Origin of the sequence: Leifsonia sp. 2TAF2, assembly GCF_052115085.1 — a bacterium.
Lineage (GTDB): Bacteria > Actinomycetota > Actinomycetes > Actinomycetales > Microbacteriaceae > Leifsonia.
Genome location: NZ_JBFRFY010000002.1, coordinates 1,018,425 through 1,041,799 on the forward strand (window position 1 = coordinate 1,018,425; position 23,375 = coordinate 1,041,799).

At 70.2% G+C, this 23,375-nt stretch carries 25 protein-coding genes and 1 pseudogene; 17 read left to right on the forward strand and 9 right to left on the reverse strand.

Annotated elements, in window-relative coordinates:
* Positions 1 to 95: 95 nt before the first annotated feature.
* Positions 96 to 869, forward strand: coding sequence for an SDR family oxidoreductase (locus AB4Z18_RS17015; protein WP_441783922.1), 774 nt, complete (start codon positions 96 to 98; stop codon positions 867 to 869).
* A 1-nt stretch (position 870) separates the two neighbouring features.
* A complete protein-coding gene (locus tag AB4Z18_RS17020; protein WP_441783923.1) occupies positions 871 to 1,563 on the forward strand; it encodes a potassium channel family protein in 693 nt (230 codons plus the stop codon).
* Between the two features lie 9 nt (positions 1,564 to 1,572).
* On the opposite strand, the gene AB4Z18_RS17025 is transcribed toward AB4Z18_RS17020, so the two are convergent.
* Positions 1,573 to 2,364: a nucleotidyltransferase domain-containing protein gene (locus tag AB4Z18_RS17025; protein WP_441783924.1), complete on the reverse strand. Its 792-nt coding sequence runs from the start codon at positions 2,362 to 2,364 to the stop codon at positions 1,573 to 1,575.
* Position 2,365: 1 nt separating this feature from the next.
* On the reverse strand, positions 2,366 to 3,853 hold the full coding sequence (locus AB4Z18_RS17030; RefSeq protein ID WP_441783925.1) for an MFS transporter: 1,488 nt from the start codon (positions 3,851 to 3,853) through the stop codon (positions 2,366 to 2,368).
* Positions 3,854 to 3,895: 42 nt separating this feature from the next.
* Here AB4Z18_RS17030 and AB4Z18_RS17035 point away from each other — a divergent pair, with 42 nt between their 5' ends.
* From AB4Z18_RS17035 to AB4Z18_RS17055, 5 genes are read left to right on the forward strand one after another with little or no spacing between them, the layout of a single operon-like run.
* Positions 3,896 to 4,417, forward strand: a complete 522-nt coding sequence (locus AB4Z18_RS17035) for a phosphoribosyltransferase (protein WP_441783926.1) — start codon at positions 3,896 to 3,898, stop codon at positions 4,415 to 4,417.
* Between the two features lie 8 nt (positions 4,418 to 4,425).
* Entirely contained in the window at positions 4,426 to 5,118 is a 693-nt protein-coding gene (locus AB4Z18_RS17040; RefSeq protein ID WP_441783927.1) for a uracil-DNA glycosylase, read from the forward strand.
* A gap of 35 nt (positions 5,119 to 5,153) precedes the next feature.
* Entirely contained in the window at positions 5,154 to 5,732 is a 579-nt protein-coding gene (locus tag AB4Z18_RS17045; protein WP_441783928.1) for a GNAT family N-acetyltransferase, read from the forward strand.
* A 56-nt stretch (positions 5,733 to 5,788) separates the two neighbouring features.
* Positions 5,789 to 6,337 (forward strand): DUF2781 domain-containing protein, encoded by a 549-nt coding sequence (locus AB4Z18_RS17050; protein ID WP_441783929.1) that lies wholly within the window; start codon positions 5,789 to 5,791, stop codon positions 6,335 to 6,337.
* Position 6,338: 1 nt separating this feature from the next.
* The gene (locus tag AB4Z18_RS17055) at positions 6,339 to 6,569 is read left to right on the forward strand and encodes a hypothetical protein (protein ID WP_441783930.1); all 231 of its coding nucleotides are present in this window, start codon (positions 6,339 to 6,341) and stop codon (positions 6,567 to 6,569) included.
* A 16-nt stretch (positions 6,570 to 6,585) separates the two neighbouring features.
* On the opposite strand, the gene AB4Z18_RS17060 is transcribed toward AB4Z18_RS17055, so the two are convergent.
* From AB4Z18_RS17060 to AB4Z18_RS17075, 4 genes and pseudogenes are all read right to left on the reverse strand, one after another.
* On the reverse strand, positions 6,586 to 6,918 hold the full coding sequence (locus AB4Z18_RS17060; protein ID WP_441783931.1) for a DMT family transporter: 333 nt from the start codon (positions 6,916 to 6,918) through the stop codon (positions 6,586 to 6,588).
* Positions 6,919 to 7,118: 200 nt separating this feature from the next.
* Positions 7,119 to 7,892 (reverse strand): hypothetical protein, encoded by a 774-nt coding sequence (locus AB4Z18_RS17065; RefSeq protein WP_441783932.1) that lies wholly within the window; start codon positions 7,890 to 7,892, stop codon positions 7,119 to 7,121.
* Positions 7,889 to 8,805: pseudogene (locus AB4Z18_RS17070) on the reverse strand (ABC transporter ATP-binding protein). The gene AB4Z18_RS17065 and the pseudogene AB4Z18_RS17070 overlap by 4 nt, the downstream one beginning before the upstream one ends.
* The gene (locus AB4Z18_RS17075; RefSeq protein WP_441783933.1) at positions 8,802 to 9,209 is read right to left on the reverse strand and encodes a GntR family transcriptional regulator; all 408 of its coding nucleotides are present in this window, start codon (positions 9,207 to 9,209) and stop codon (positions 8,802 to 8,804) included. Before AB4Z18_RS17075 ends, AB4Z18_RS17070 begins: the two are co-directional and overlap by 4 nt.
* A 111-nt stretch (positions 9,210 to 9,320) precedes the next feature.
* On the opposite strand from AB4Z18_RS17075, the gene AB4Z18_RS17080 reads away from it, so the two are divergent.
* From AB4Z18_RS17080 to AB4Z18_RS17090, 3 genes are all read left to right on the forward strand, one after another.
* Complete coding sequence (locus AB4Z18_RS17080) at positions 9,321 to 10,493, forward strand: alpha/beta hydrolase family protein (protein WP_441783934.1); 1,173 nt, start codon at positions 9,321 to 9,323, stop codon at positions 10,491 to 10,493.
* Positions 10,494 to 10,502: 9 nt separating this feature from the next.
* Positions 10,503 to 11,930: an amidase gene (locus AB4Z18_RS17085; RefSeq protein WP_441783935.1), complete on the forward strand. Its 1,428-nt coding sequence runs from the start codon at positions 10,503 to 10,505 to the stop codon at positions 11,928 to 11,930.
* Positions 11,931 to 11,993: 63 nt separating this feature from the next.
* On the forward strand, positions 11,994 to 13,373 hold the full coding sequence (locus AB4Z18_RS17090; protein WP_441783936.1) for a pyridoxal phosphate-dependent decarboxylase family protein: 1,380 nt from the start codon (positions 11,994 to 11,996) through the stop codon (positions 13,371 to 13,373).
* A gap of 14 nt (positions 13,374 to 13,387) precedes the next feature.
* Here AB4Z18_RS17090 and AB4Z18_RS17095 read toward each other — a convergent pair whose 3' ends face one another.
* Both AB4Z18_RS17095 and AB4Z18_RS17100 read right to left on the reverse strand, forming a co-directional pair.
* Positions 13,388 to 15,184 carry a gamma-glutamyltransferase family protein gene (locus tag AB4Z18_RS17095; RefSeq protein WP_441783937.1) on the reverse strand — a complete coding sequence of 599 codons (1,797 nt, stop codon included), beginning with the start codon at positions 15,182 to 15,184 and terminating at the stop codon, positions 13,388 to 13,390.
* 2 nt (positions 15,185 to 15,186) lie between these two features.
* Positions 15,187 to 15,561 (reverse strand): DUF1844 domain-containing protein, encoded by a 375-nt coding sequence (locus AB4Z18_RS17100; protein ID WP_441783938.1) that lies wholly within the window; start codon positions 15,559 to 15,561, stop codon positions 15,187 to 15,189.
* Between the two features lie 268 nt (positions 15,562 to 15,829).
* Between AB4Z18_RS17100 and infC the strand changes: the two genes are divergently transcribed.
* The 3 genes from infC to rplT are packed head-to-tail and all read left to right on the forward strand — an operon-like array spanning position 15,830 to position 17,111.
* Positions 15,830 to 16,486 (forward strand): translation initiation factor IF-3, encoded by a 657-nt coding sequence (gene infC, locus AB4Z18_RS17105; RefSeq protein WP_441784022.1) that lies wholly within the window; start codon positions 15,830 to 15,832, stop codon positions 16,484 to 16,486.
* Entirely contained in the window at positions 16,486 to 16,680 is a 195-nt protein-coding gene (rpmI, locus tag AB4Z18_RS17110) for a 50S ribosomal protein L35 (protein ID WP_441783939.1), read from the forward strand. The genes infC and rpmI overlap by 1 nt, the downstream gene beginning before the upstream one ends.
* A gap of 38 nt (positions 16,681 to 16,718) precedes the next feature.
* Positions 16,719 to 17,111 carry a 50S ribosomal protein L20 gene (gene rplT, locus AB4Z18_RS17115; RefSeq protein WP_410780949.1) on the forward strand — a complete coding sequence of 131 codons (393 nt, stop codon included), beginning with the start codon at positions 16,719 to 16,721 and terminating at the stop codon, positions 17,109 to 17,111.
* 67 nt (positions 17,112 to 17,178) lie between these two features.
* Here the strand turns inward: rplT and AB4Z18_RS17120 are convergent, their stop codons facing one another.
* Positions 17,179 to 17,472 (reverse strand): hypothetical protein, encoded by a 294-nt coding sequence (locus AB4Z18_RS17120; protein ID WP_441783940.1) that lies wholly within the window; start codon positions 17,470 to 17,472, stop codon positions 17,179 to 17,181.
* 75 nt (positions 17,473 to 17,547) lie between these two features.
* Here AB4Z18_RS17120 and AB4Z18_RS17125 point away from each other — a divergent pair, with 75 nt between their 5' ends.
* The 4 genes from AB4Z18_RS17125 (at position 17,548) to argC (ending at position 23,371) form a co-directional block, all read left to right on the forward strand.
* Complete coding sequence (locus AB4Z18_RS17125; RefSeq protein WP_441783941.1) at positions 17,548 to 18,348, forward strand: TrmH family RNA methyltransferase; 801 nt, start codon at positions 17,548 to 17,550, stop codon at positions 18,346 to 18,348.
* An 85-nt stretch (positions 18,349 to 18,433) separates the two neighbouring features.
* Positions 18,434 to 19,474: a phenylalanine--tRNA ligase subunit alpha gene (gene pheS / locus AB4Z18_RS17130; protein ID WP_441783942.1), complete on the forward strand. Its 1,041-nt coding sequence runs from the start codon at positions 18,434 to 18,436 to the stop codon at positions 19,472 to 19,474.
* A complete protein-coding gene (pheT, locus tag AB4Z18_RS17135; protein WP_441783943.1) occupies positions 19,474 to 22,017 on the forward strand; it encodes a phenylalanine--tRNA ligase subunit beta in 2,544 nt (847 codons plus the stop codon). Before pheS ends, pheT begins: the two co-directional genes overlap by 1 nt.
* Positions 22,018 to 22,309: 292 nt before the next feature.
* Positions 22,310 to 23,371, forward strand: coding sequence for an N-acetyl-gamma-glutamyl-phosphate reductase (argC, locus tag AB4Z18_RS17140; RefSeq protein WP_441783944.1), 1,062 nt, complete (start codon positions 22,310 to 22,312; stop codon positions 23,369 to 23,371).
* The last annotated feature ends 4 nt before the right edge of the window (positions 23,372 to 23,375 follow it).

Genomic DNA, 23,375 nt, shown 5'->3' on the forward strand with positions numbered 1-23,375 from the left:
AAGCGGTCTGCCACCGCTGTCGTCAAGCAGGCTATTCGGGCCCCCGCGCGGGAGCAACGTATCCGAAACACGCCGTAACCCGCCACAATGTGCTCATGGGTAGACGGGTTGTCGTGACGGGAGCGAGTTCGGGGATCGGAGCGGCGACGGTGCGCACGTTCCGTGCGGAGGGTTGGGACGTGGTCGGGGTCGCCCGGCGGCAGGACCGCCTGGACGCGCTCGCCGCGGAGACCGGGGCGGAGGTGTTCGTCGCCGACCTGACGAAGCAGGAGGATGTGGACGCCCTGCGCGACCACCTGGCGGCGACCGGCGGCATCCACGCGCTCGTCAACAACGCGGGAGGCGCGCACGGCCTCGACTCGGTGGAGTCATCCAGCATCGACGACTGGATCTGGATGTACGAGATCAACGTCATCGGCACCAAGCGGGTGATCTCGGCGCTGCTGCCGCTGCTGCGACGGGGTGCCGCGGAGACCGGGCACGCCGATATCTGCGTCGTCACTTCCATCGCCGGCCTCACCGCGTACGTCGGGGGCGGCGGGTACAACGCCGCCAAGTTCGCCGAGCACGCCCTCACCGAGGTGCTGCGGCTCGAGCTGAACGGTGAGCCGATCCGGGTGGTCGAGGTGGCGCCCGGGATGGTCGCGACCGAGGAGTTCTCGCTCGTGAGGTTCGGGGGCGACCAAGCGAGGCGCAACGCGGTCTACGAGGACGTCCCCGAGCCGCTCTCGGCCGAGGATGTCGCCGGGACCATCGTGCACGCGCTGACCCTTCCGCGGCACGTAGACCTCGACCTGATCGTCGTGAAGCCGGTGGCGCAGGCCGCGCCGTACCGGCTCCACAAGGGCGAGCTCAGCGTCAAGGACTGACATGGCGAAGGAGGAGGTGAATCCGAGACGCGACCGCTGGGAGCGGGCGACCGCCTGGCCCGGGGTCGCCGCGAGCGTCCTCTTCCTCATCGCGTACTCCTGGAACATCCTGGAGGAGCACAAATCGCGTGCGCTGACCGTCACCCTGATCGTCATCCTCGTCGTCGTCTGGCTGTTCTTCCTCAGCGACTTCGTCATCCGGCTGATGCTGTCGAAGGACAAGGGGTCCTTCGTCCGCCACAACCCGGTCGATCTGCTCTCCGTGTTCCTGCCCATGGCGCGGCCGTTCCGACTGCTGACGAGTCTGCATCGCATCCCGGCCCTCGGCGGCGATTCCGGATCGCACCTCCGGCGGCGCGTGATCATCACCGCCGCCAGCTTCATCGTGATGTTCATCTACGTGATCTCGCTCGCCGTGTTCCAGGCCGAGCGGTACGCGAAGGGGGCGAACATCCGCTCCTTCGGCGACTCGGTCTGGTGGGCGTGCGTCACGATGTCGACGGTCGGCTACGGCGACTACTACCCCGTGACGATCCAGGGTCGGGTCCTCGCGGTCGTCCTGATGATCGGCGGGATCGTGATCGTGGGAACCGCGAGCGCCACCATCGTCAGTTACCTCACCGACCGCACGCAGCGGCTGCGGGCCGAACGGGAACGGGACCACCCGCACGACAGCGGTCACGACCGGGGCTGAGCCGTAGGGTCACTCTGCAGCGACGTCGACGCAGGCGCGCAGCAGCTCCAGCGCCTGTCGCCCATCCCGCACGGTGAACTCCTGGCGATCGCCCGCGCGATCGCGCACCGCCCGCTGGAGCAGCTCGGCGTGCTCCGGCCACCGTTCGGCGGCGTAGTCCGCGGCGGCCGTCTTTGAGAGCACCTCGCCGGTCTCGATCGTCGCGACCAGTCGGATGGGGCCGAGCGCCACCCAGCGGACGGTCTCGGGGCGGAGCGGCGACCCCTCCTCCCGTCCGGACAGCTCCTGCTCGAGGCTCTCGCCGATGCGCTGCCAGTAGTCGAGCAGGTTCTGGCGGGAGAACGCGACGACGCCCTCGCCCGTTCCCGCGTAGCGATCGGCGACCGGGGTCCAGATGACGTCGCCGCCGTCGACGACGCCCTGCACGCCCGACTCCAGCTCGCGCCAGGTGATCCAGCTCAGCTGCGCGCCCTCCAGCTGAGACACCAGCACCCCTTCGACGACCTGCGGCGCGGTCTGGACGACCTCCGGTCCGCGGGCGAGCTCCGACTCGGTCAGGTAGACGCCGTCGATGTGCGGATCCGAGGCCGCATGCAACTCAGCGAGGGCCGGGAGGTCGTTCACCGGGTCGCGGGTGACGACGAAGACGACGTCGATGTCGGAGACGCCGGGATGCCAGTCCCCGGTGGCGGCGGACCCAGTCACGACCGCGCGGCTGACCAGCCCGGGCGCCCGGCGCCGTTGTTCGAGCAGGAACTCGGTGAGCGCGTCGGCGACGGCGGGAGGCAGCTGGTCGTTCATGTCACTCCTGGGCGGATAGCACGGGCTCGCCGGGCTCGATCGTTTCGGCGTCCGCGAAGGCGAGTCGCGGCACGAAGAAGAGGAGTACCGCTGCGACCAGCGCGCCGAGGCCGCAGATGGTCCAGACGGTCATGTAGCCGAGCAGGCTCGCGGCGGTCGCCGTCACGGTCGCGGCGCCCGCGAGCAGCACGACGCCGAACACCGCCGAGGCGAACGACCCGCCGATCGTTTTGGTGGTGTTCGTGAGCGCAGTGGCGACGCCGGTCTGGCCGCGTGGGGCTGCGGCGGCGGCAGCGGCCGGGAGCGCACCGACCAGAGCGCCCGAGCCGATACCCGCGATCGCCATGTTGGTGAACACCTGCCAGGTCTCGAGGTGGAAGGGCAGGAAGAGCAGGTAGCCGATCGCGACCAGGAACGACGCGCCGATCAGCGTGACCCGCGGCGTCAGCCACGACGAGACCACCGGGAACAGCAGCGCGCCGACGATCATCGAGATCAGGTAGGCGCCGATCAGGATGCTGCGCTGGCCGGCCGAGAGTCCCAGCCCGTAACCGTTGGCCGGATCGGTCCCCGCGTAGGTGCTGAGGGGCGCCTGTGCGCCGAGCAGGCTGATGCCGATGAGGCCCGCAGTGAGCTGCACCGGCCACATGGACGGGCGGCGCAGCACCCGCAGGTCGATCGCCGGATCCGCCTGCCTCAACTCCCACCGGCCGAAGGGGATGAACGCGAGCACGCCGAGGACGATGAGTGCCCAGACCCACCAGGTCCCGACTCCGTTGAGGCGCAGGAAGGTGAGCCCCGACGTGATGAGCAGCAGACCAAACGCGAGGAGTGTGAATCCGATCCCGTCGAGGGTGCGACCCGGTCCCGGCTCCGACTCGGGCACACCGAACAGGATCGCGAAGAAGACGAGCGTGACGGCGACCGCCGGCACGATCAGCGTCAGCGTGACATCGCCGCCGAACGCTTCGAACAGGAGGCCCGCTCCGATCGCGCCGACGATGGCCCCGGCCTCGAGGGCGACGACGAGCAGCCCTGCGGCCCGGCGGGTCCCCGACGCGGCGCTCCCCGTGCGGCGGCCTCGGTCGAAGATCAGCGCCACCTCCAGCGGCAGCCAGACGACGTAGAACCCCTGTAAGGCGAACGCGATCAGGTAGGTGGCGAAGTCGCCGGAGAACGCGAGCGCCCACGTCGAGAGGGCGGTCAGGGCGGTGGCGATCAGCAGGATGCGCTTGTGCCCGAACATGTCGCCGAGCTTCGCGAGCACCGGCACCACCAGGGCCGAGAGCAGCAGCTGCGCGGCCTCGAACCAGTTGTAGTCGGCGTCGTGGATGCCCAGATGCTGCACGATGTCGGAGATCAGCGGGACGTAGTACCCCTGCAGAATGCCGCTGGTCAGCTCCACCAGGGCGAGCCAGCCGATGAGGCCCGCCGCCGCGCCGATCGCGACGGTCGCCCTGCGCTGGGCCGACGTCTTCTCCGAGGTCATGCGCGGATGCTAACACCCGCATGGCCCCGGTACGGTAGAGCAATGGCCAGCGAACTCGACGATTCCGGTGCAGACGTTCTCCAGGAGACGGAACGCGAGGTCCTGGGATGGCTGGAGTTCGGTGAGGCGTCCCGCCACCTGGCCGGCGAGGTCGTCGAGTCCGGCTTCGAACCGGACATGGTCGTGGCGATCGCGCGCGGCGGCCTCCTGCTTGCGGGCGCCATCTCCTACGCCCTGGGCATCAAGGCGTGCGGCGCCCTGAACGTCGAGTTCTACACCGGCGTCGACACGCGTCTCCCGGAGCCGGTCGTGCTCCCTCCGCTGCTCGACTCGGCCGCGCTCGACGCCAAGCGCGTCCTGCTGGTGGATGACGTCTCCGACTCGGGTCGAACCCTCGCCATGGTGGTCGACCTGATCGCGGCCTCCGGCGCGGACGTCCGCACGGTGTGCCTGTACTCGAAGCCGCGCACGGTGCTCGAGCCGGACTTCGTGTGGCGTCGCACCGACCGCTGGATCACGTTCCCGTGGTCGGCGCTCCCGCCGGTCACCGCAGCGACCCACTGACGCCGCGCGTGCCGAAGTCCCTTGCCGAGCTGGCCGCCGACGGCGCGGTGGACCCGGGATGGGCGGCTGCGCTCGAACCCGTCGCCGACCGCATCGCCGCGATGGGCGAGTTCCTCCGCGCCGAGGTCGCTGAGGGCCGGCCCTACCTGCCCGCGGGCGACGCCGTACTGCGGGCGTTCCGGGCGCCGCTGGCGGATGTCCGCGTCCTCATCGTCGGCCAGGATCCGTACCCGACGCCCGGGCACCCCATCGGCCTTTCCTTCGCGGTGGATCGGCACGTGCGTCCGCTGCCCAGGAGCCTGCAGAACATCTACCGCGAGCTGCGCGAGGACCTCGGCGTGGTTCCGCCCCCGCACGGCGACCTGAGCGCGTGGTCCGACCACGGCGTGATGCTGCTCAACCGCGTCCTCACGGTCCGTCCGGGTGAGCCCGCCTCGCATCGCGGGAAAGGATGGGAGGCGGTGACCGAGCACGCCATCCGCTCGCTCGTCGCCCGGGGCCGGCCGTTCGTGTCGATCCTGTGGGGGAGGGACGCCTCCACTCTGAAGCCGCTGCTGGACGGCAACCCGGTCATCGAATCGGCGCACCCGAGTCCGCTTTCGGCCTCCCGCGGCTTCTTCGGGTCCAAGCCCTTCTCCCGCGCGAACGGCCTGCTCGAGCGTGCGGGCGAGAAACCGGTGGACTGGTCGCTCGAACCGTAACCCGCACGCAATACGGGCGACGTAGGCTTGTTGCCGTGCTGGAAGAGGAATACGAGCCGCGTCGCGTCCTGCCGCCGCACCTGCGCAAGCAGGAGCCGGCGGAGACGCCGTTCGAGTACGCCATCCGCGAGGCTCGGCCCGAAGACCTGCCGCACATCCGCGAGATCTACAACCACTACGTGGCCAACAGCACCGTCACTTTTGACGAGGATGCGATGACGCTGCGCGAGTGGAAGAGCAAGTTCGCCTACCTGAAGAAACTCGGGATGCCGTTCATCGTCGCCGAGTCGCCGAACGGGCAGATCCTCGGCTACGCGCTGGTGCAGCCGTGGAAGCAGAAGCGCGCCTACCGCTACACCGTCGAGAACTCCATCTACCTGGGCGCGGCGTCGACGGGGAAAGGCCTGGGACCTGTGCTGATGCAGGAGCTCATCGACCGTTCCAAGGCCGCAGGGCTTAAGGAGATCATCGCCGTCATCGCCGACAAGGGCGCCGACGCGTCGATCAGGATGCACGAGAACTTCGGCTTCACCGAGATCGGCCGGATGGGCCGCGTCGGGTACAAGTTCGACCGGTGGCTGGGCACGGTCCTGATGCAGAAGTCGCTGAAGTAGAACTTCGCACTCACGGGCTCCCGCCGTCGGCGGCTGACCGGCGCTAGGCTCGCGGCGTGACCACCGTGACCCCTGGAACCGGACAGGTCGCCTCCGTCGCCCCGGCGACGCCCGCGAACCTGCCGCTGCGCAAGCGCCCCGTCGACATCTTCTTCATCGTGATGTTCTCGCTGTTCATTGTGACCTGCATCATCAGCGACGCGATCCCTACGCTCGGCATCCCGCAGACCGCTACGACGACGAACATCCTGGCGCAGTGGAACTACACCTACTCGTCGCAGTACGACCCGCTCTACATGCACGAGCCGCTGTGGCTGCGGTTCATCACGGGCACCAGTGCCTTCGTCTATCTGCCGTTCTACGTGCTGCTGGTGATCTCCCTGGTGAAGGGCTTCAACTGGATCCAGCTGTTCGCCGTCATCTACGCCACGATGATCATCAGCCTTACCGCGATCCCGATCTTCGGCGTCGAGTTCTTCGGCCCGGTGGGGGAGCGCACGCCGAACCCGGTCGTGTTCCTGCTGTACAACGGGCCGTACGTGCTCGTCCCGCTGCTTCTGCTCATCCGGATGCGCAAGCCGCTGCCGTTCACGAGGAGGTTCTGAGATGCCGCTGCTGGAAGACCTGACCGTCTACGAGGACGGCGAACGCTACGACGTGTACGACCACTCCTTCCCGGACGAGGATGCGGAGCTCGGCCGCGGCCGATTCCTCGGCGCGATCACCATCACGCCGGAGGGCGAGTACGTCCCCGAAGGCGAGGGCGCACGGTACGACTACATCCCGCCGGCGCGCACCATCGACGAGGCGCTCGCCGCATTCGTCGGCTCCGCCTGATCCTGGCAGCGTTCGGCTACGCCGGGTGCTTTGCGCCCAGCTCCAGCAGACCGACCCCGCCGATCACGAGCACTAGGCCCGCGATCTGAACCCAGGTCAGCGACTCCTTGAAGAACACCCACGAGATGATCGCGATCGCGGCGACGCCGACAGCAGACCAGATCGCGTACGCGATGCCGAGCGGGACGCCGCGTCCGAGCGCCAGCGACAGCGCGAAGAACGACGCGAGGTACCCGACGACGACGATGACGAAAGCCCACCACTTCGGGTTCTCGCCCGAGGTGAATTTCAGGAACGTGGTCGCGACGACTTCGGTCGCAATGGCGACCGCGAGGAAGAGATAGCCCACGCGACACACGCTAGCGAACGGTGACTCCTAGCGCCGCCCTATGAGTTCGCTGCGCGTTCTGTCGGGCGTCACCGAACCGGCCTAGCCTGGCCTCGCCAACATCGTCGGACGGAGTGGTGGACCGCTCCCTTCGAGTGAGGCCGATGGCATGAAACCGTGGCCGGGAGCAGAAGACTCCCGGCCACGTCCATGCCTACGCGTCAGCTCCGAGGTGTCGCCCGCTTGAGCACGGCGTATCCGGCGACCGCCGCGAGGGCCGTCGGCAGGAGGAGCCAGGCCGTCACGCCGAGCGGTCCGTTCGCGGCGAACCAGTCGCCGACCGCCGGCCAGCTCTGCGTGTACGTGATCAGGGCGATCGCGCCGACGATCAGCAGCGCCAGCACGGCCCCGGCGACGAGGATGCCGTTCATCCGCCACCGCATGAAGAGCGAGGCCGAGAACGCGCCGACCGCGAAGAAGAACAGCATCCCGACGAAGACGATGAACAGCCGGCCGAAGAACGTCTCGCCGCCGAAGTACACCGACGTGAACAGGTGGCCGCCGAGTCCCCAGCCGTTCGTCCATTCCTCGATGGCGGACAGCACCGTGAAGCCGAGCGCCCATCCCGCGCCCAGCAGCACGAAGGTGAGCCCAGAGCCGAGCGCGAAGTCGCGCCGGGTGACGCTGTAGCCGAGCGCGAAGGGGAACGTCGCCGAGATCATCTGGATGCCCACAATCAGCATGTAGACGAAGACGTAGAAGGCGCCGCCACTCCACTGGGTGCCGTCCATGGCGTCGGCGCGGTCCGCCGGCGCGGTCGCGCCCCAGATGATCCACCAGATCAGCCAGTTCACCAGCCAGATGAAGAACATGATCATGGCCGGGATCCAGATGACCGTCCACTTGTTGACGAGGTTCAGCCGGACGATGCGCCAGACCCGATCCCGCGCGGCGGGCGCCGGGACGAGTGCCGGTGACGAAGATGCGATGCTCATGCGCTCTGCTCGAATTCTGTTTCACGGACCTCGGTCCTGCGGACGATGAGTTGCTGGAGGGACACCGGCGCGAGCTCGAGGCCTGCGCTCGCCGCCTCCGCACGGTCGGCCGGGGCGAGCCCGGCGACGGTGACGGAGGCGTGCCCGCCGACTCCGTCGCGGTGCAGCACCTCCCGTGAACGGACGAAGTCGTCGACGGCGGTGCGCGGCCCGACCACGGTGGTGGCCGACGTGCGCAAGGTCTCGGCGTCCTCATCCATCAGGATGCGGCCTGGTCGATGACGATGACGTGCTCCAGCAGGTTCGCGACCTCGTCGATCAAGTGGGTGGAGAGAACCACCGTGCGCGGGTGCTCCGCGAAGTCCTCCAGCAGACGGTCGTAGAAGAGCTGGCGGGCGACTGCGTCGAGCCCGAGGTACGGCTCGTCGAAGAAGGTCAGCGGCGCCCGCGAGGCGAGGCCGACGATGACGCCGACGGCGGAGAGCTGACCGCGCGAGAGCTTCTTGATGCGACGGTTGAGCGGCAGTCGGAATTCATCGACCAGCTGCTCGGCGTACTCCGCGTCCCAGTTCTCGAAGAACCAGGGGGCGCTTCGGAGCACGTGTTTGGGCTGGAAGTCCTCCGGGTAGCGCTGGCTCTCCTTGATGAAGCACACGTTCTGGAGCACCCGTGCGTTCTCGGTAGGCTTCTCACCGAACACGTGGATGTCGCCGTGCGTGGCGAAGTCCTGCCCGGTGATCAGCTGCATCAGCGTGGTCTTCCCGGCGCCGTTGCGGCCGAGGAGGCCGTGGATGCGGCCCGGCTCGATGGTCAGGGAGACGTCGTCGATCGCTGCGAACGATCCGAACCGTTTGGTCAGGCCGGAGACCTGAACCGCTGGCGCGATGGAGATCGGTGCGGGGGCGGCGCTCATGCGCTCACTCCTTTCGTCTTGGTGTCCGGCTGCGCGCCGCCCGGTGTGGGCAGTGCGGCCGTCTGGATCATGCTGGTGAGCTGGTCGGGACCGATGCCGAGCTTCGCGGCCTCGGTCAGCAGGGGGCGGAGGTACTCGTCGCTGAAGGCGTCACGCCGCTTGGCGACGAGCCGTTCGCGCGCTCCGTCGGAGACGAACATCCCGATGCCTCGTTTCTTGTAGAGGACCCCCTCATCGACCAGGAGGTTCACGCCTTTGCCCGCCGTCGCGGGGTTGATCCGGTAGAAGGCGGCGAACTCGTTCGTGGACGGCACCTGGCCCTCGGCGGGGTAGACCCCGTCGATGATGTCGTTCTCGATCTGCTCCGCGATCTGGACGAAGATCGGCTTGCCTTCGTCGATCATCCGAGCTTCACCGGTTCATTACTCATGTAACTAACCAATCAGGCCGACCGGTGGTTTGTCAAGAGGTCGTTTGCGCGTCATGAAGGGGAGACGCGCGGCGTCTCTATGGGTATGACGTGGATAGTCGTTGTGGCCGTCTCGGCCACGCTGCTCGGGGTGACCGCGAGCTGGGCGGTCCGCCGCGCGAGCGTCGCGCTTGCGCGCGCGGTGGTGTCGCCGCGCCCGCGCCCGGCGACGCGCATCCACTCGAGCACGGGCACGAGCGTCACGTTGGCCGCCGACCGTCGCACACTGCACCGGGGCCAGTTCGGACTCTGGTTCGGGCAGCACGGCCACGCGACCCACGGCCACGCGGTCGTCGGCCACGTGACCGCCTTCGACCGCGAGGCTGGGACGGTGACGCGTGAACTGCTCGAGGTCAGCGGTGACCTATCGGCCGCCCAATCGGGCCGATGGACGGGGCATCTGCATGCGGGCCCTGAGTCTCTGCGACGCCCGTACCAGCAAGTCGAGATCGAGGTTCCCGGCGGAGTCGCTCCCGCCTGGGTCGTCGAGCCTCGCGAGAACCGGCGTCCGGGTGTGTGGGCGATCCACATCCACGGGCAGAACGCGCCGCGGGTGACCGTGCTGGGGGCGGTGCACGCAACAGACTCGCTCGGGATGACGTCGCTGGTCGTCGCCTATCGCGGCGATGGCGAGGGGCCGCCCGTTCCGGCCGGCGCGAGCCTTCTGGGCCTCCGGGAGTGGGAGGACGTGGATGCGGCGGTCGCGTGGGCCCTGAGCAGGGGAGCCCAGCGGGTGGTGCTCGTCGGCTGGTCGCTCGGCGGGACCATCGCGCTGCAGCTCGCCGAGCTCGGCGCGCATCGCGCATCCATCGACCGTCTGGTGCTCATCGCACCGGTCACCGACTGGCGCGCCGCCATCCGGAACATCGTGGCGGAGCGAGGGCTGCCTCGAGCGTTGGGCTCGCTCGCCATCCGGGCGCTCGCCGATCCCGGCCTCAGCGCCCGCGCGGGCCTTCCCGAACCCCTCGACTTCGACCGGCTCGACTGGTCGCGACCGGGCCGGCTGACCGTCCCGGCGCTGGTGATCCACTCCGACGGCGACAGGTCCGTGCCGCTGTCGTCGTCCGTACTATTCGCGATGGCCAACCCGCGGCTGGTCCGCCTCGTCGAGCTCTCGCGGGCGGAGCACTGCTGGGAGTACAACGTCGACCCGGCGGCGTTCAATCGGGCGGTCATCGACTTCCTTGCGCCCGCCCGGGAGGACGACCGCCTCGGCTAGCCTGGCCCCATGGCCGACCTCCACGAGCTGACAGCGCTCGAACTCTGGCAGGAGCTCCAGTCGGGGCGAGTCTCGCCCCGGGAGCTCGCATCCCACTACCTCGACAGGATCGAACGTCTCAACCCGCAACTGGGGGCATTCGTCACCGTCACCCGCGAGCGGGCGCTGGAGAGAGCCGACCACGTCGCCGACGCCGTCCCGAAGACGGCTCCACTGTGGGGGCTGCCGTCGGGCGACAAGGACCTCTGGATGCGCGCGGGCGTCCCGACCGGATTCGGCTCGCGCGCGATGGCCGGGTTCGTGCCGGAGACGAGCGACGAGATCGTCGAGACGCTGGACGACGCCGGAGCGGTCAGTCTTGGCAAGACCAACGCGCCCGAGTTCGGGCTGCCCGCCTACACCGAGTCGCTGGCGGCGCCGCCCGCCCGCAACCCGTGGAATCCGGAGCGAGGCGCCGGCGGATCGAGCGGCGGTGCTGCGGTCGCAGTGGCGGCCGGGATGCTGCCCTTCGCCCCGGGGTCGGACGGCGGGGGATCCGTCCGCATCCCGGCTGCTGCCTGCGGACTGGTCGGGCTGAAGCCGTCGCGAGGCCTGGTGCCTGCGGGGAGCGGGATCGCCTCGCTGGCGGGGCTCGTCGTCGACGGTCCGATCGCGCGCACGACGACGGATGCCGCTCTGCTGCTCGACGGGATGATCGCCAAACGGAACGGACGTATCGACCACCACTACACGCTCCGCGCCCCCTACGACGACGACGGTCCCTTCCTGGGAACGGCCGTGCGAGGCGAGGGCCGGTTCCAGCTGGGCGTGATGACGACCTCCGCCTGGGACGGCGCTTACGACATCACCCTCTCGACCGAGGCGCTGGACGCGCTCGCCGCGGCCGTCGACGCCTTCTCCTCGATGGGTCACGGGGTGGAGGAGACGGCTCTCGTCCCGGACGACACGTACGCGCCCGCGTTCCGGACGATCTGGCAGGCCGGCGCTGCGCGCATCCCGGCCGAGGGTGAGGTGCTCGACCTGCTCGAACCGCTGACCGCCTGGCTGGTGGAGCGGGGCCGCGCCCTCAGTGCCCGTGAGCTGAGCGAGGCGTTGGCGACGTTGACGGCCTACGAGCGTTCGTTCATCGCGCAACTGTCGTCGTTCGACGCCGTGCTCACGCCGGCGATGGCGCTGACGCCGCGACCCATCGGCTGGTACGACCAGGAGGACGGTGAGCGCAACTTCGAGCAGCAGGTGCAGTACACGCCCTTCACCTCGATGCTCAATGTCACCGGCCTCCCGGCGATCGTGCTGCCGGTGTCGCAGACCGGGGATGGCCTGCCGATGGGCGTGCAGCTGATCGGCCGGCCGGGCGGGGAACGCACACTGCTGTCGCTCGCCACGCAACTGGAGCGGCGCATCCGCTGGTCGGAGCGCCGGCCACCCGTCTGGTGATGGCCTAAGTCGCCGCCGAAACCCGGCTGTCACGAGCACCCGGGTGGCCGCTAGCATGCGCGTGTGAGCGATCAGGATGCGTTCAGCCCTGCCCTCGACGAAGCTGTCGAAATCGCCGGACGCTGGCTCGCCGGCGTGCGCGAGGGGCCCATCCCGCCCACCGCCGACGTGGAGCAGGTCAAGGATGCGCTGGGCCGCGAGCTTCCCGAGCGGGGACCGGCGGCGCCGGAAGTGCTGCGCCAGATGGCCGAGGCGATGGAGCCGGGGCTCATGCGGATCGGCTCGCCGCGGTTCCACGGCTGGGTGATGGGCGGCGCCCAACCGGTGTCCCTCGGTGCGGACTGGCTGGTGTCGGCGTGGGACCAGAACACAGGCCTCCGGTCGGTGACGCCGGGTGTCGTCGCCGCGGAGGAGCTGGCCGCGCGGTGGTTGGCCGAGTTGCTCGGCCTTCCGGCATCGGCGGAGATCGGGTTCGTGACCGGCGCCACGGTCGCCAGCCTGGTCGGGCTGGTGGCCGCGAGAGACGAAGTGCTCCGGCGCGCGGGGTGGGATCCGGCTGAGCAGGGACTCGCGGGCGGACCGCGCATCCGCTTCCTGGTGGGTGCGGAGCGTCACGGCTCGGTGGACAGCTCGGGCCTCGTCGCCGGACTCGGGCGCGGCCGCGTGATCGATGCCGACGATCAGGGCAGGATGCGTCCCGACGCACTGCGGGCGGCGCTCGCCGAGGGGAGCGGGCCGGCGATCGTCTGCCTGCAGGCGGGCAACATCCACTCGGGCGCGTTCGACCCGCTTGGGGAGCTCACGGACATCGCGCACGAGGCGGGCGCCTGGGTGCACGTGGACGGCGCGTTCGGACTCTGGGCCGCCGCGGCGCCGGGGCTCCGCGCGCTCACCGCCGGCGTCGAGCGGGCGGACTCGTGGGCGACGGATGCGCACAAGACCTTGAACGTCCCGTACGACTGCGGCATCGCGGCGGTCGCCGACCCCGGGACGCTGCATCGGGCGGTCGCGCAGCACGCGGCGTACCTCGCGTCGTCGGAGGACGTGGCCGACCCGGCCGACCGGGTGCTCGAGCTCTCCCGCCGGGCCCGCGGCGTGCCCGTCTACGCGACACTGGCGCAGCTCGGCCGTGAGGGCGTGGCCGGACTGGTGCAGGGGCTGGCGGACTCCGCGACGGTGATCGCGGACGGCATCCGCGGCATCCCCGGCGGAGAGGTGCTCAACGACGTCGTCTACACGCAGGTGTGCGCCGCGTTCGGGACCGACGACCGCACCCGAGCGGTCGGTCGGGCGCTGCTGGCCGACGGTCGGGCGCTCGCCTCGCCGTCGGTCTGGCACGGCCGCGCGGTGCTGCGGTTCTCGGTGAGCAACTGGCTCACGGACCCCGAGGAAGCCGGTCGCACGGTCGCGGCGGTCCGCCGCGCCGTCGACGCGACGGCCTGACCGCCGGGCGCCCGTCAGCGCCCGGCGGCGTACCCCTGCATCCCGCGCGGGTTCGCCGCGGCCGAGAGCACGCCCGTTCGCGGGTCGCGGCCGACGGAGCTGAGTCTCCCCAGCGTCCACTCGCCGGCGCGCGTCACGCGGTGCCCGCGCGCCTCGAGGCCCGAGATGACGTCGTCGCCGAGGCGGTCCTCGACGACGGCGCCCGCCGGCACCCAGGTGCGTGGCCAGAACGACTCCGCGATGGACGTGGTGTGCAGCGCCGGCGCGTCGATCGCCTGCTGCGGGGTGTAGCCGCCGACGATCGTGCGCAGCAGGTAGAGCAGCTGCCACTGGTCCTGCTGGTCGCCACCGGGCGAGCCGAGCGCCGTGACCGGTACGCCGTCGCGCAGCACGATCGTGGGGGTCAGGGTCGTGCGCGGGCGCCGGCCGGGCACGAGGGTGGAGGCGCCGCCCACTTCCAGCCATGTCATCTGCAGCCGCGTGCCGAGGCAGAAACCGAGTTCGGGGATGGTCGGCGACGACTGCAGCCAGCCGCCGGACGGAGTCGCCGAGACGATGTTGCCCCAGCGGTCGACGACGTCGATGTGGCACGTGTCGCCGCGGGTCTCGCCGGTGCGGGAGACCGTCGGCTCCCCGACGCCCTCGCTCGCGATCCCGGACCGCGGCGTGTACTCGACGCGCAGCGGCGGTGCGAAGGGTTCGACGCCCGGCACGCGGCCCGGGCGGAACTCCGCGGAGGCGCGGTCGCCGATCAGCGCGCGGCGCTCGGCGGCATAGGCGGGGGAGAGGAGCGTGTCGAGCGGCACCTCCGCATCGCCGAAGTACGCGTCGCGGTCGGCGTAGGCCAGCTTCTGTGCCTCCAGCACCGTGTGGGCGCCGAGTTCGGTCGACGGGTCGAGCCGCGCATCCTCGAACCCGTCGAGGATGGCGAGCGTCGCGAGCAGCGCGGGCCCCTGTCCCCAGGCGCCGGTCTTCGCGATCGTGTGACCGCGGAAGTCCAGCGTCACGGCATCCTCGTACCCGGCGCGGTAGGCCGCGAAATCGGCTTCCGCGATCACACCGGCGTGGTCTCCGCCGTCGGAGTGGCGGTGCGGCGTGCGCACGAAGGCGGCGATCGCCTGGGCGACCGCCCCGGTCGCCCACTCGGTGCGTGCCGCCTCGATGCGCTGCTCCCGGTCGGTCGCGCCGTCGCCTGCGGCGATCAGGCCCCGCAGCACCCGCGCGTAAGCCGGGTCGACGACCAGCTCGCCGGGCTCCGGGATGCGCCCGCCCGGCATCCAGCGCTCGGCGGAGGTCGGCCAGTGCTCGGTGAAGAGCGGCGCGACCCGGCGGATCGTCGCGCACACCCGCTCCAGCACGGGATGCCCGCCCTCGGCGTAGCCGATGGCGAACGCCAGCACGTCGGCCAGCTCCCAGGTGCCGTGGTCCTTCAACAGAAGGAGCCAGGAATCCACCGCGCCGGGGACGGCCGCGGCGAGGGCGCCGGACCCGGGGACGAGCTCCAGGCCCTCGGCGAGGTAGTGCTCGCGGGTGGCTGCCGTGGGCGCGGGGCCCTGGCCGGAGAGCACCACCGGAGTCGGGTCGTCGGCGGTGGCGAAGATCGCGACCAGGTCGCCGCCCGGGCCGTTGAGGTGCGGTTCGACCACGTGCAGGACGAACGCTCCCGCCGCTGCCGCATCGAACGCGTTGCCGCCGCGCTCCAGCACCGCCTGCGCAGCGCCGGTCGCCAGCCAGTGCGTCGACGCGCTCATCCCGAACGTGCCCTGCAACGTGGGGCGGGTCGTGAACGCGGGAGGCGGCGTGAAGGCCATCGTCAGCTCACAGGGCCCGTGTACTTCTCGCCCGGCCCCTTGCCGATCTCGTCCGGGATGGCGGACGCCTCGCGGAAGGCCAGCTGCAGGGAGCGCAGACCGTCGCGGAGGCTGCGGGCGTGCTGGTCGCCGACGTGCTGGGCGCTGGCCGTGACCAGGCCCGCCAGGGCGTCGATGAGCTTGCGCGCCTCATCCAGGTCGGTCTGGTGCTCGGGGTCGTCGGCCAGGCCGCACTTGACGGCCGCCGCGCTCATCAGGTGCACCGCGGTGGTGGTGATCACCTCGACGGCGGGCACCTCGGCGATGTCGCGCGTCGCCTCGGCAACGTCGTCGTCGTGATGCTCCGGACCGCCGAAGGCGAAGGATGTGTCGCTCACTGCATTCCTCTGTTAGAATCGTTCGGGCTCCGGGACTTCTGTCCCGGTACGAAAGTGGAGATTCCTCCCACCCGCGCTTGACCGTTTTATAGGTTACCGGGTCGTTGCACTCCGCCACCGCGTGTGAACGCGGGGGTAGACAGGGTGCGGTACCAGGCTTGCGAAGAACAGTTCGCAGGCCGCGTTGGTGCGTGGAACCTCCTCTTTCGCCGGAACGTCGCCAGACGATCCGTGGCTGAACAGCATCGCTTGATCAGAGGAGAAAAACATCAGCGATCCCCGTACGAATGACCGTATCCGCGTCCCCGAGGTTCGACTCGTCGGCCCCAGCGGAGAGCAGGTCGGCGTGGTCAAGATCGAGGTCGCACTGCGACTCGCGCAGGAGGCCGACCTCGACCTGGTCGAAGTCGCGCCCAACTCCAAGCCGCCGGTCGCCAAGATCATGGACTACGGCAAGTTCAAGTACGAGGCTGCGCAGAAGGCCAAGGAGGCCCGGCGCAACCAGGCGAACACCATCCTCAAAGAGGTGCGTTTCCGCCTCAAGATCGACAAGCACGACTACGAGACCAAGCGCAAGCGCGCCGAAGGCTTCCTGAAGGCCGGCGACAAGGTCAAGGCGATGATCCTCTTCCGCGGCCGCGAGCAGTCGCGTCCGGACCAGGGCGTCCGCCTGCTCCAGCGCTTCGCGGAAGATGTGGCGGAGCTCGGCACCGTGGAGTCCAACCCCACGATCGACGGCCGCAACATGGTGATGATCATCAGCCCGCTCAAGAACAAGTCCGAGGCCAAGGCCGAGGCCAATGCAGTACGTGCCGCATCCAAGGCGCGCGCCCAGGGGCGCGAACAGGATGAGGTTGCTGAGACAGCCGACGCTGCTCAGTCCGATGAGAGTTCGCCCGCCCAGGCGACGAACGAGGAGAAGTAATGCCCAAGCAGAAGACCCACTCCGGCGCCAAGAAGCGCTTCAAGATCACCGGCACCGGCAAGGTCATGAAGCAGCAGTCCGGGATGCGCCACCACCTCGAGGTCAAGTCCACCAGCCGCAAGCGTCGACTGAACTCGGACCAGGTCGTCCCCGAGGTGGACGCCAAGGTCATCCGCCGGATGCTCGGCAAGTAAACGACTCGACACTGACTCATCACTAAGGAAATCGACTAATGGCAAGAGTGAAGAGGGCGGTAAACGCCCACAAGAAGCGTCGGGTCATCCTCGAGCGCGCCGAGGGCTACCGCGGACAGCGGTCGCGCCTCTACCGCAAGGCCAAGGAGCAGGTCACCCACTCCCTCGTCTACGCATACCGTGACCGCCGCCAGAAGAAGGGCGACTTCCGTCGTCTCTGGATCCAGCGGATCAACGCGGCGAGCCGCGCGAACGGCCTCACCTACAACCGCTTCATCCAGGGCCTGGGCCTGGCGGGCGTCGAGGTCGACCGTCGCATCCTCGCCGACCTGGCGATCACCGAGCCCGCGACCTTCGCGGCCCTCGTCGAGACCGCCAGGAAGGCGCTTCCGGCCGACACTTCGGCCCCGAAGGCGGACGCTGCCGCGTAACCCGCGTCGCACCACGAACGGCCCGGTCGACTTCTGTCGGCCGGGCCGTTCTGCGTGCAGCGAGCAGTCAGTCGTCCGCTCCGTGGCCTCCGGAACCGTGGTCGTCGCCGAGGTCGTGGGCGGCCGGGTCGTCGACCCCGTGGTCATCGCCGACGCCGGGCACCGTCAGCGGTGTCGCCACGTCGCTCGGCGTCGGCCGCGGGGTTCGGTCCTCAACCGTCGGAGCGGGAGTCGATGTCTGTTCGACCACCCCGGGCCCGTCATCGCCGCCACCGGTCGCGGCTACCGCTGCGGCCGTCCCCAGACCCAGCGCGACCGCCGCAGCGCCCGCGATCAGCGTCATCCTGATGCTCGTCCTCATCGTTCAACCTCCATCTGCTTTCTCTTAACACGAGACGCGAGGCCGTTCGGATCACCCGCACCCTAAGCTGGTGCCATGCTGGACAACCCGCGCTCCCCGCGCGTCAGGGCCGTCGCCAAGCTCGCCAAGCGCCCCGCCCGTTCCGAGACAGGATTGTTCCTGTTGGAGGGGCCCCAGGCCGTGGAGGAGGCACTCGCCTTCCGCCCGGAACTGGTGGTGGACCTCTTCGTCACGCCGACCGCGCTCGAGCGGTACCCGGAGATCGGTCGCGCCGCTGCCGACGCGGACATCGATGTGGAGTACGTCAGCGAGCACGTGCTCGATGCGATGGCCGACACCGTCACCCCGCAGGGGTTCGTCGCGGTCGCACGGCAGTTCCCGACCTCCATCCGTGACATCTTCGCGGGGTCGCCTCGCCTGGTCGCGGTGCTGGAGGAGGTGCGCGATCCCGGGAACGCCGGCACGATCATCCGTGCTGCCGATTCCGCGGGTGCGGACGCCGTGGTGCTGAGCGGCCGGACCGTCGACCTGTACAACCCGAAGGTGGTCCGCTCGACGACCGGCTCCCTGTTCCACCTGCCGGTGGCGGTCGGCGCAGACCTCGCCGATGTGGTCGGGCGCGCCCACTCGGCGGGCCTGCAGGTGCTGGCCGCGGACGTCAAGGGCGAGGACCTCCTCTCCGCTCGCCGCGACGGCGAGCTGGCCCGTCCGACGGCGTGGGTGTTCGGCAATGAGGCGCACGGTCTCGCGGACGAGCTGCTCGAACTCGTCGACCGGGTGGTGACCGTGCCGATCTACGGCAAGGCGGAGTCCATGAACCTCGCGACGGCGGCGTCCGTGTGCCTCTACGAATCGGCGTTCGCCCAGCGCTCCTGACACCGGTCGTCCACACTTCGGTGCCTCTGCACAGCCTCGATCCGGCGCCGGGATGCGCTCCTCGCGCCGACTAGACTGAGTGACCGTGTCAGATTCCACGGAGATCACCGAATCCGCGGTCGAGTCGGCCGTCGCTGCGGCCCTCGCCGCGATCGACGCCGCCAGCGACTCGGCGGCCCTGAAGACGGTGCGCCACGACCACACGGCCGAGGGCTCCCCGCTCGCGAGGCTCAACGCGGGCATCCGCTCGCTGCCCGGCGACCAGAAGGCTGCGGCCGGCAAGTTGGTCGGCGGCGCGCGCGCCCGCGTCAACCAGGCGTTCACGGCCAAGGAAGCCGAGATCGCCGCGGCCGAAGAAGCGGCGCAGCTCGCAGCCGAGACGATCGACGTGACGGCGGTGCCGTCGCGGTGGACGCCCGGCGCCCGGCACCCGTTGAGCCTGCTCCAGGAGCGCATCGCCGACGTCTTCGTCGGGATGGGCTGGGAGGTCGCAGAAGGGCCGGAGCTGGAGAGCGAGTGGTACAACTTCGACGCGCTCAACTTCGACGCCGACCACCCGGCGCGCGCGATGCAGGACACGTTCTTCGTCGAGCCGACCGACGCGCACCTGGTGCTCCGCACGCACACGTCCCCGGTGCAGCTGCGCGCCCTGCTCGGCGACGAGCTCCCGGTCTACCGGATCGCGCCGGGCCGCGTGTTCCGCACCGACGAGTTCGACGCGACGCACCTGCCGGTGTTCCACCAGACGGAGGGCATCGCGGTCGACAAGGGTCTGACCATGGCGCATCTGCGCGGCACCCTCGATCACTTCGTGAAGACGCTCTTCGGGGACGAGGCGAAGGTGCGCCTGCGTCCCAACTACTTCCCCTTCACCGAGCCGAGCGCCGAGCTCGACCTGTGGCATCCCACCTTCACGGGAGGCGCGCGCTGGATCGAGTGGGGCGGATGCGGCATGGTCAATCCCAACGTCCTGCGCTCCGCGGGCATCGATCCGGATGTCTACTCGGGCTTCGCGTTCGGGATGGGTGTGGAGCGGGCCCTGATGTTCCGCAACGACGTCAAGGACATGCGCGACATGGCCGAGGGCGATGTCCGGTTCTCCCAGCAGTTCGGAATGGTGGTCTGATGCGCGTCCCCCTGAGTTGGCTCGGCGAGTTCGTCGACCTGGAGCCCGGCACGACGCCGGAGGAGGTGCACGCCGCGCTCGTCTCCGTCGGTCTCGAGGAGGAGGACATCCACACCTTCGAGATCTCCGGTCCCGTCGTCGTTGGCCAGGTGCTCGAGTTCGAGGAGGAGCCGCAGACCAACGGCAAGACCATCCGCTGGTGCCAGGTTCGCGTGGCGCCCGAGGGTCAGACAGCGGCCGACGGCGGCGCCGACGTGCGCGGCATCGTCTGCGGCGCCCGCAACTTCTTCGCGGGCGACAAGGTCGTGGTAACCCTGCCCGGTGCGGTCCTGCCCGGTCCGTTCCCCATCGCCGCGCGCAAGACGTACGGCCACATCTCCGACGGGATGATCGCCTCGGCGCGCGAACTGGGCCTCGGGGAGGAGCACGACGGCATCCTGCGCCTCGCCACCCTGGGTCTCGACCCGGAGGTCGGGACCGACGCGGTGAGCCTGCTCGGCCTGGACGACGCCGCCGTCGAGGTGAACGTCACGCCCGACCGTGGGTACGCGTTCTCGATCCGCGGGATCGCACGCGAGTACTCGCACGCGACGGGGGCCGCCTTCCGCGACCCGGCCGACGCCGTGCCGGTGAGCGCGGCCCCGGACCAGCCCAGCGGGTTCAGCGTGACCGTGGACGACACGGCGCCCATCCGCGGCCGCGTCGGCGCCAGCGTTTTCGTGACCCGTGTCGTGCGCGACGTCGACGGTTCCCGGCACACCCCCGCGTGGATGATCGCCCGCCTCAAACTCGCCGGCATCCGCTCGATCTCGCTGATCGTCGACATCACGAACTACGTGATGCTGGAACTCGGGCAGCCGATCCACGGGTACGACCTGGACAAGCTCTCAGGCGGTATCGTCGTCCGCCGCGCGAACCCGGGGGAGACTCTGATCACCCTGGACGACCAGACGCGGAAGCTCGATCCGGAAGACCTCGTGATCACCGACGACTCCGGCGCCATCGGCCTGGCCGGCGTCATGGGCGGCGCGTCCACCGAGATCGGGAAGGAGACGCGCAACGTCCTCATCGAGGCGGCGAACTTCGACCCGGTCTCGATCGCTCGCACGGCGAGGCGTCACAAGCTGCCGAGCGAGGCTTCGAAGCGCTTCGAGCGCGGTGTCGACCCGCAGGTCGCCGTCGCGGCGGCGGCACGCGTCGTCCAGCTGCTCGAGCAGCTGGCCGGCGGCCACGCCGATGACCTCGGTTCGCTGCTCGACGCGTCCGTGGTCGCCGAGGCGATCCGGCTCCCCGAGGGGTATATCGCGTCGCTCGTCGGCGTCGACTTCAGCGACGACGAGGTGCGCGGAGCGCTGGCCGAGATCGGCGGAACGGTGACGGAGACGGCCGACGGCCTGCTCGTCGCGCCGCCGACCTGGCGGCCGGACCTGCGCGACAAGTCGGACCTCGCGGAGGAGGTCGCCCGCATCGTCGGCTACGACCGCATCCCGTCGATCCTCCCGGTCGCGCCTCCCGGCCGCGGCCTCAGCCGCGAGCAGCGACTACGACGTGCCGTGGTGCAAATGCTCGCGGACAACGGCGCGACCGAGGTGCTGTCGTTCCCGTTCATCAGCGAGGCGCAGAACGATCTGTTCGGCGCCCCCGAGGCGGGTCATGTCGCGGCTGTCCGCCTGGCCAATGCGCTCGATGCGACCGCGCCGTATCTGCGCACTTCGCTGCTTCCCGGGCTGCTGGATGCGGCCAAGCGCAACCTCGCCCGCGGGCTCGTCGACCTCCGGGTCTACGAGGCGGGCACGGTGTTCCGGCCGTCGGAGGGCTCGATCGGCAGCGAGACGCTTCCGCCCGGTGCGGCGCTTCCCGGCGCCGACATCCTCGCGGGCTTGAACGCCGGCATCCCGGCGCAGCCACGCCATCTGGCCGGGCTCGTCGTCGGAAACGCGGTCGAGAAGCAGCCCGGTATGCCCGCGGTTCCCGCGGGACTCGTCGACGTGCTGGACATGGTGCGTCAGACCGCTGCGGCGGTCGGCGTGGTCATCGATACGGAGCAGTCGTCGCACCAGGCGTTCCACCCGGGTCGCACGGCAGTGCTGGTCGCGCGTGCGGCCGACGGCTCCGGCACGCCGGTCGGCTACGCGGGCGAGCTGCTTCCTGCGCTCGCGCACGACCTCGACCTGCCGCGCGTCGTCGCGGTCTTCGAGCTCGACCTGGACGCCCTGATCGCGGTCGCTCCGGCCGACATCGTGGCGGGCGTGATCGCCGGCTTCCCGGCCGCGACGCAGGACCTCTCGCTGGTCGTCCCGGAGGACGCCCCCGCGGGCGACGTCCTCCGCGCGGTCCGCGAGGGCGCCGGCGGCCTCCTGGAGGACATCCGCCTGGTCGACGACTACCGCGGCGCGGGCCTGCCCGAGGCGCACAAGAGCCTGACGTTCGCGCTGCGCTTCCGTGCCCCCGACCGCACCCTCACCGCAGCCGAGGCGAGCGAAGCGAAGCTGTCCGGCGCCGCCCGCGCCGCCGACCTCTTCGGCGCGGCCATCCGCGAGTAGCCCATCCCGTTGACGCGACACGCCGCCCGCACCCTCCGTGCGACGGCGTGTCGCGTCAACTGTGCTGACCGCCGGGGCCGGATTTGGCGGCGGCCGGGGAGGGAGCGCTAGGGTTGTCACATGCTTTCCGTCCGGCGCACCGCTTCGACGCGTGCGGCACTTGCCGCCCGCGCCATGCGCCGACGCCTGCGCGACCGCCGAAGCTAGGCGGCGCTCTGGGCGGTCCTGAAGTGGATCGACGTGGGCGTCGCCGTCGCCGAGACTCCCGTCGTCCACTCAAAAAGGAAGAAGCATGACTTTCTCGGTCGCCGTCGCAGGCGCTTCCGGATACGCGGGCGGTGAACTGCTGCGCATCCTCGCCGGGCACCCCGACTTCGAGGTCCGCACCGTCACCGCGCACCAGAACGCGGGTCACCCGCTCATCGCGCACCAGCCGCACCTGCGCTCGCTCGCGCACCTCACTCTGCAGGACACTACCGCGGAGACGCTGGCCGGCCACGATGTGGTCTTTCTGGCACTCCCGCACGGCACCTCCGGCGAGATCGCCGCGCAGCTGCCGGAGGACACCGTGGTCGTCGACTGCGGTGCCGACCATCGGCTGGAGGACCCGGCCGACTGGGCCGCCTTCTACGGCGGCGAGTACTTCGGCGCGTGGGCGTACGGGGTGCCGGAGCTGCCCTCGGGAGACGGCGCCGCTGGCACCGCCGCCAAGCAGCGCGACCGCCTCGTCGGCGCTCGGCGCATCGCCGCCCCCGGCTGCAACGCCTCCGCCGTCTCCCTCGCGCTCGCCCCGGGCATCCAGTCAGGCATCATCGACGAGCAGGACATCGTGGCCGTCCTCGCCGTCGGCCCCTCGGGCGCCGGCAAGTCCCTGAAGACCATGTACCTGGCCAGCGAGATCCTCGGCTCCGCCAACCCGTACGCCGTCGGAGGCACGCACCGGCACATCCCCGAGATCCAGCAGAACCTGCGCAAGGCGGGCGCTGCATCCCCGACCGTGTCGTTCACCCCGGTCCTCGTGCCGATGTCGCGCGGCATCCTCGCCACGTCGACCGCACGGGTGAAGCCGGGGGTGACCGCCGAGCAGGTGCAGGCCGCCTGGGAGGCGGCGTACCAGGGTGAGCCGTTCGTGCAGGTGCTTCCGGCGGGCACGGTTCCCCGCACCGCCGACGTGCTGGGCTCGAACACCGTGCTGATCGGCGTCGCGCTCGACGAGGCCGCCGGCCGCGTGGTCACCGTGCTCGCGATCGACAACCTGTACAAGGGGACGGCCGGCGCCGCCATCCAGTCCGTCAACATCGCCCTCGGACTCGCCGAGACGGCGGGCCTCACCGTGAACGGAGTCGCACCGTGAACAG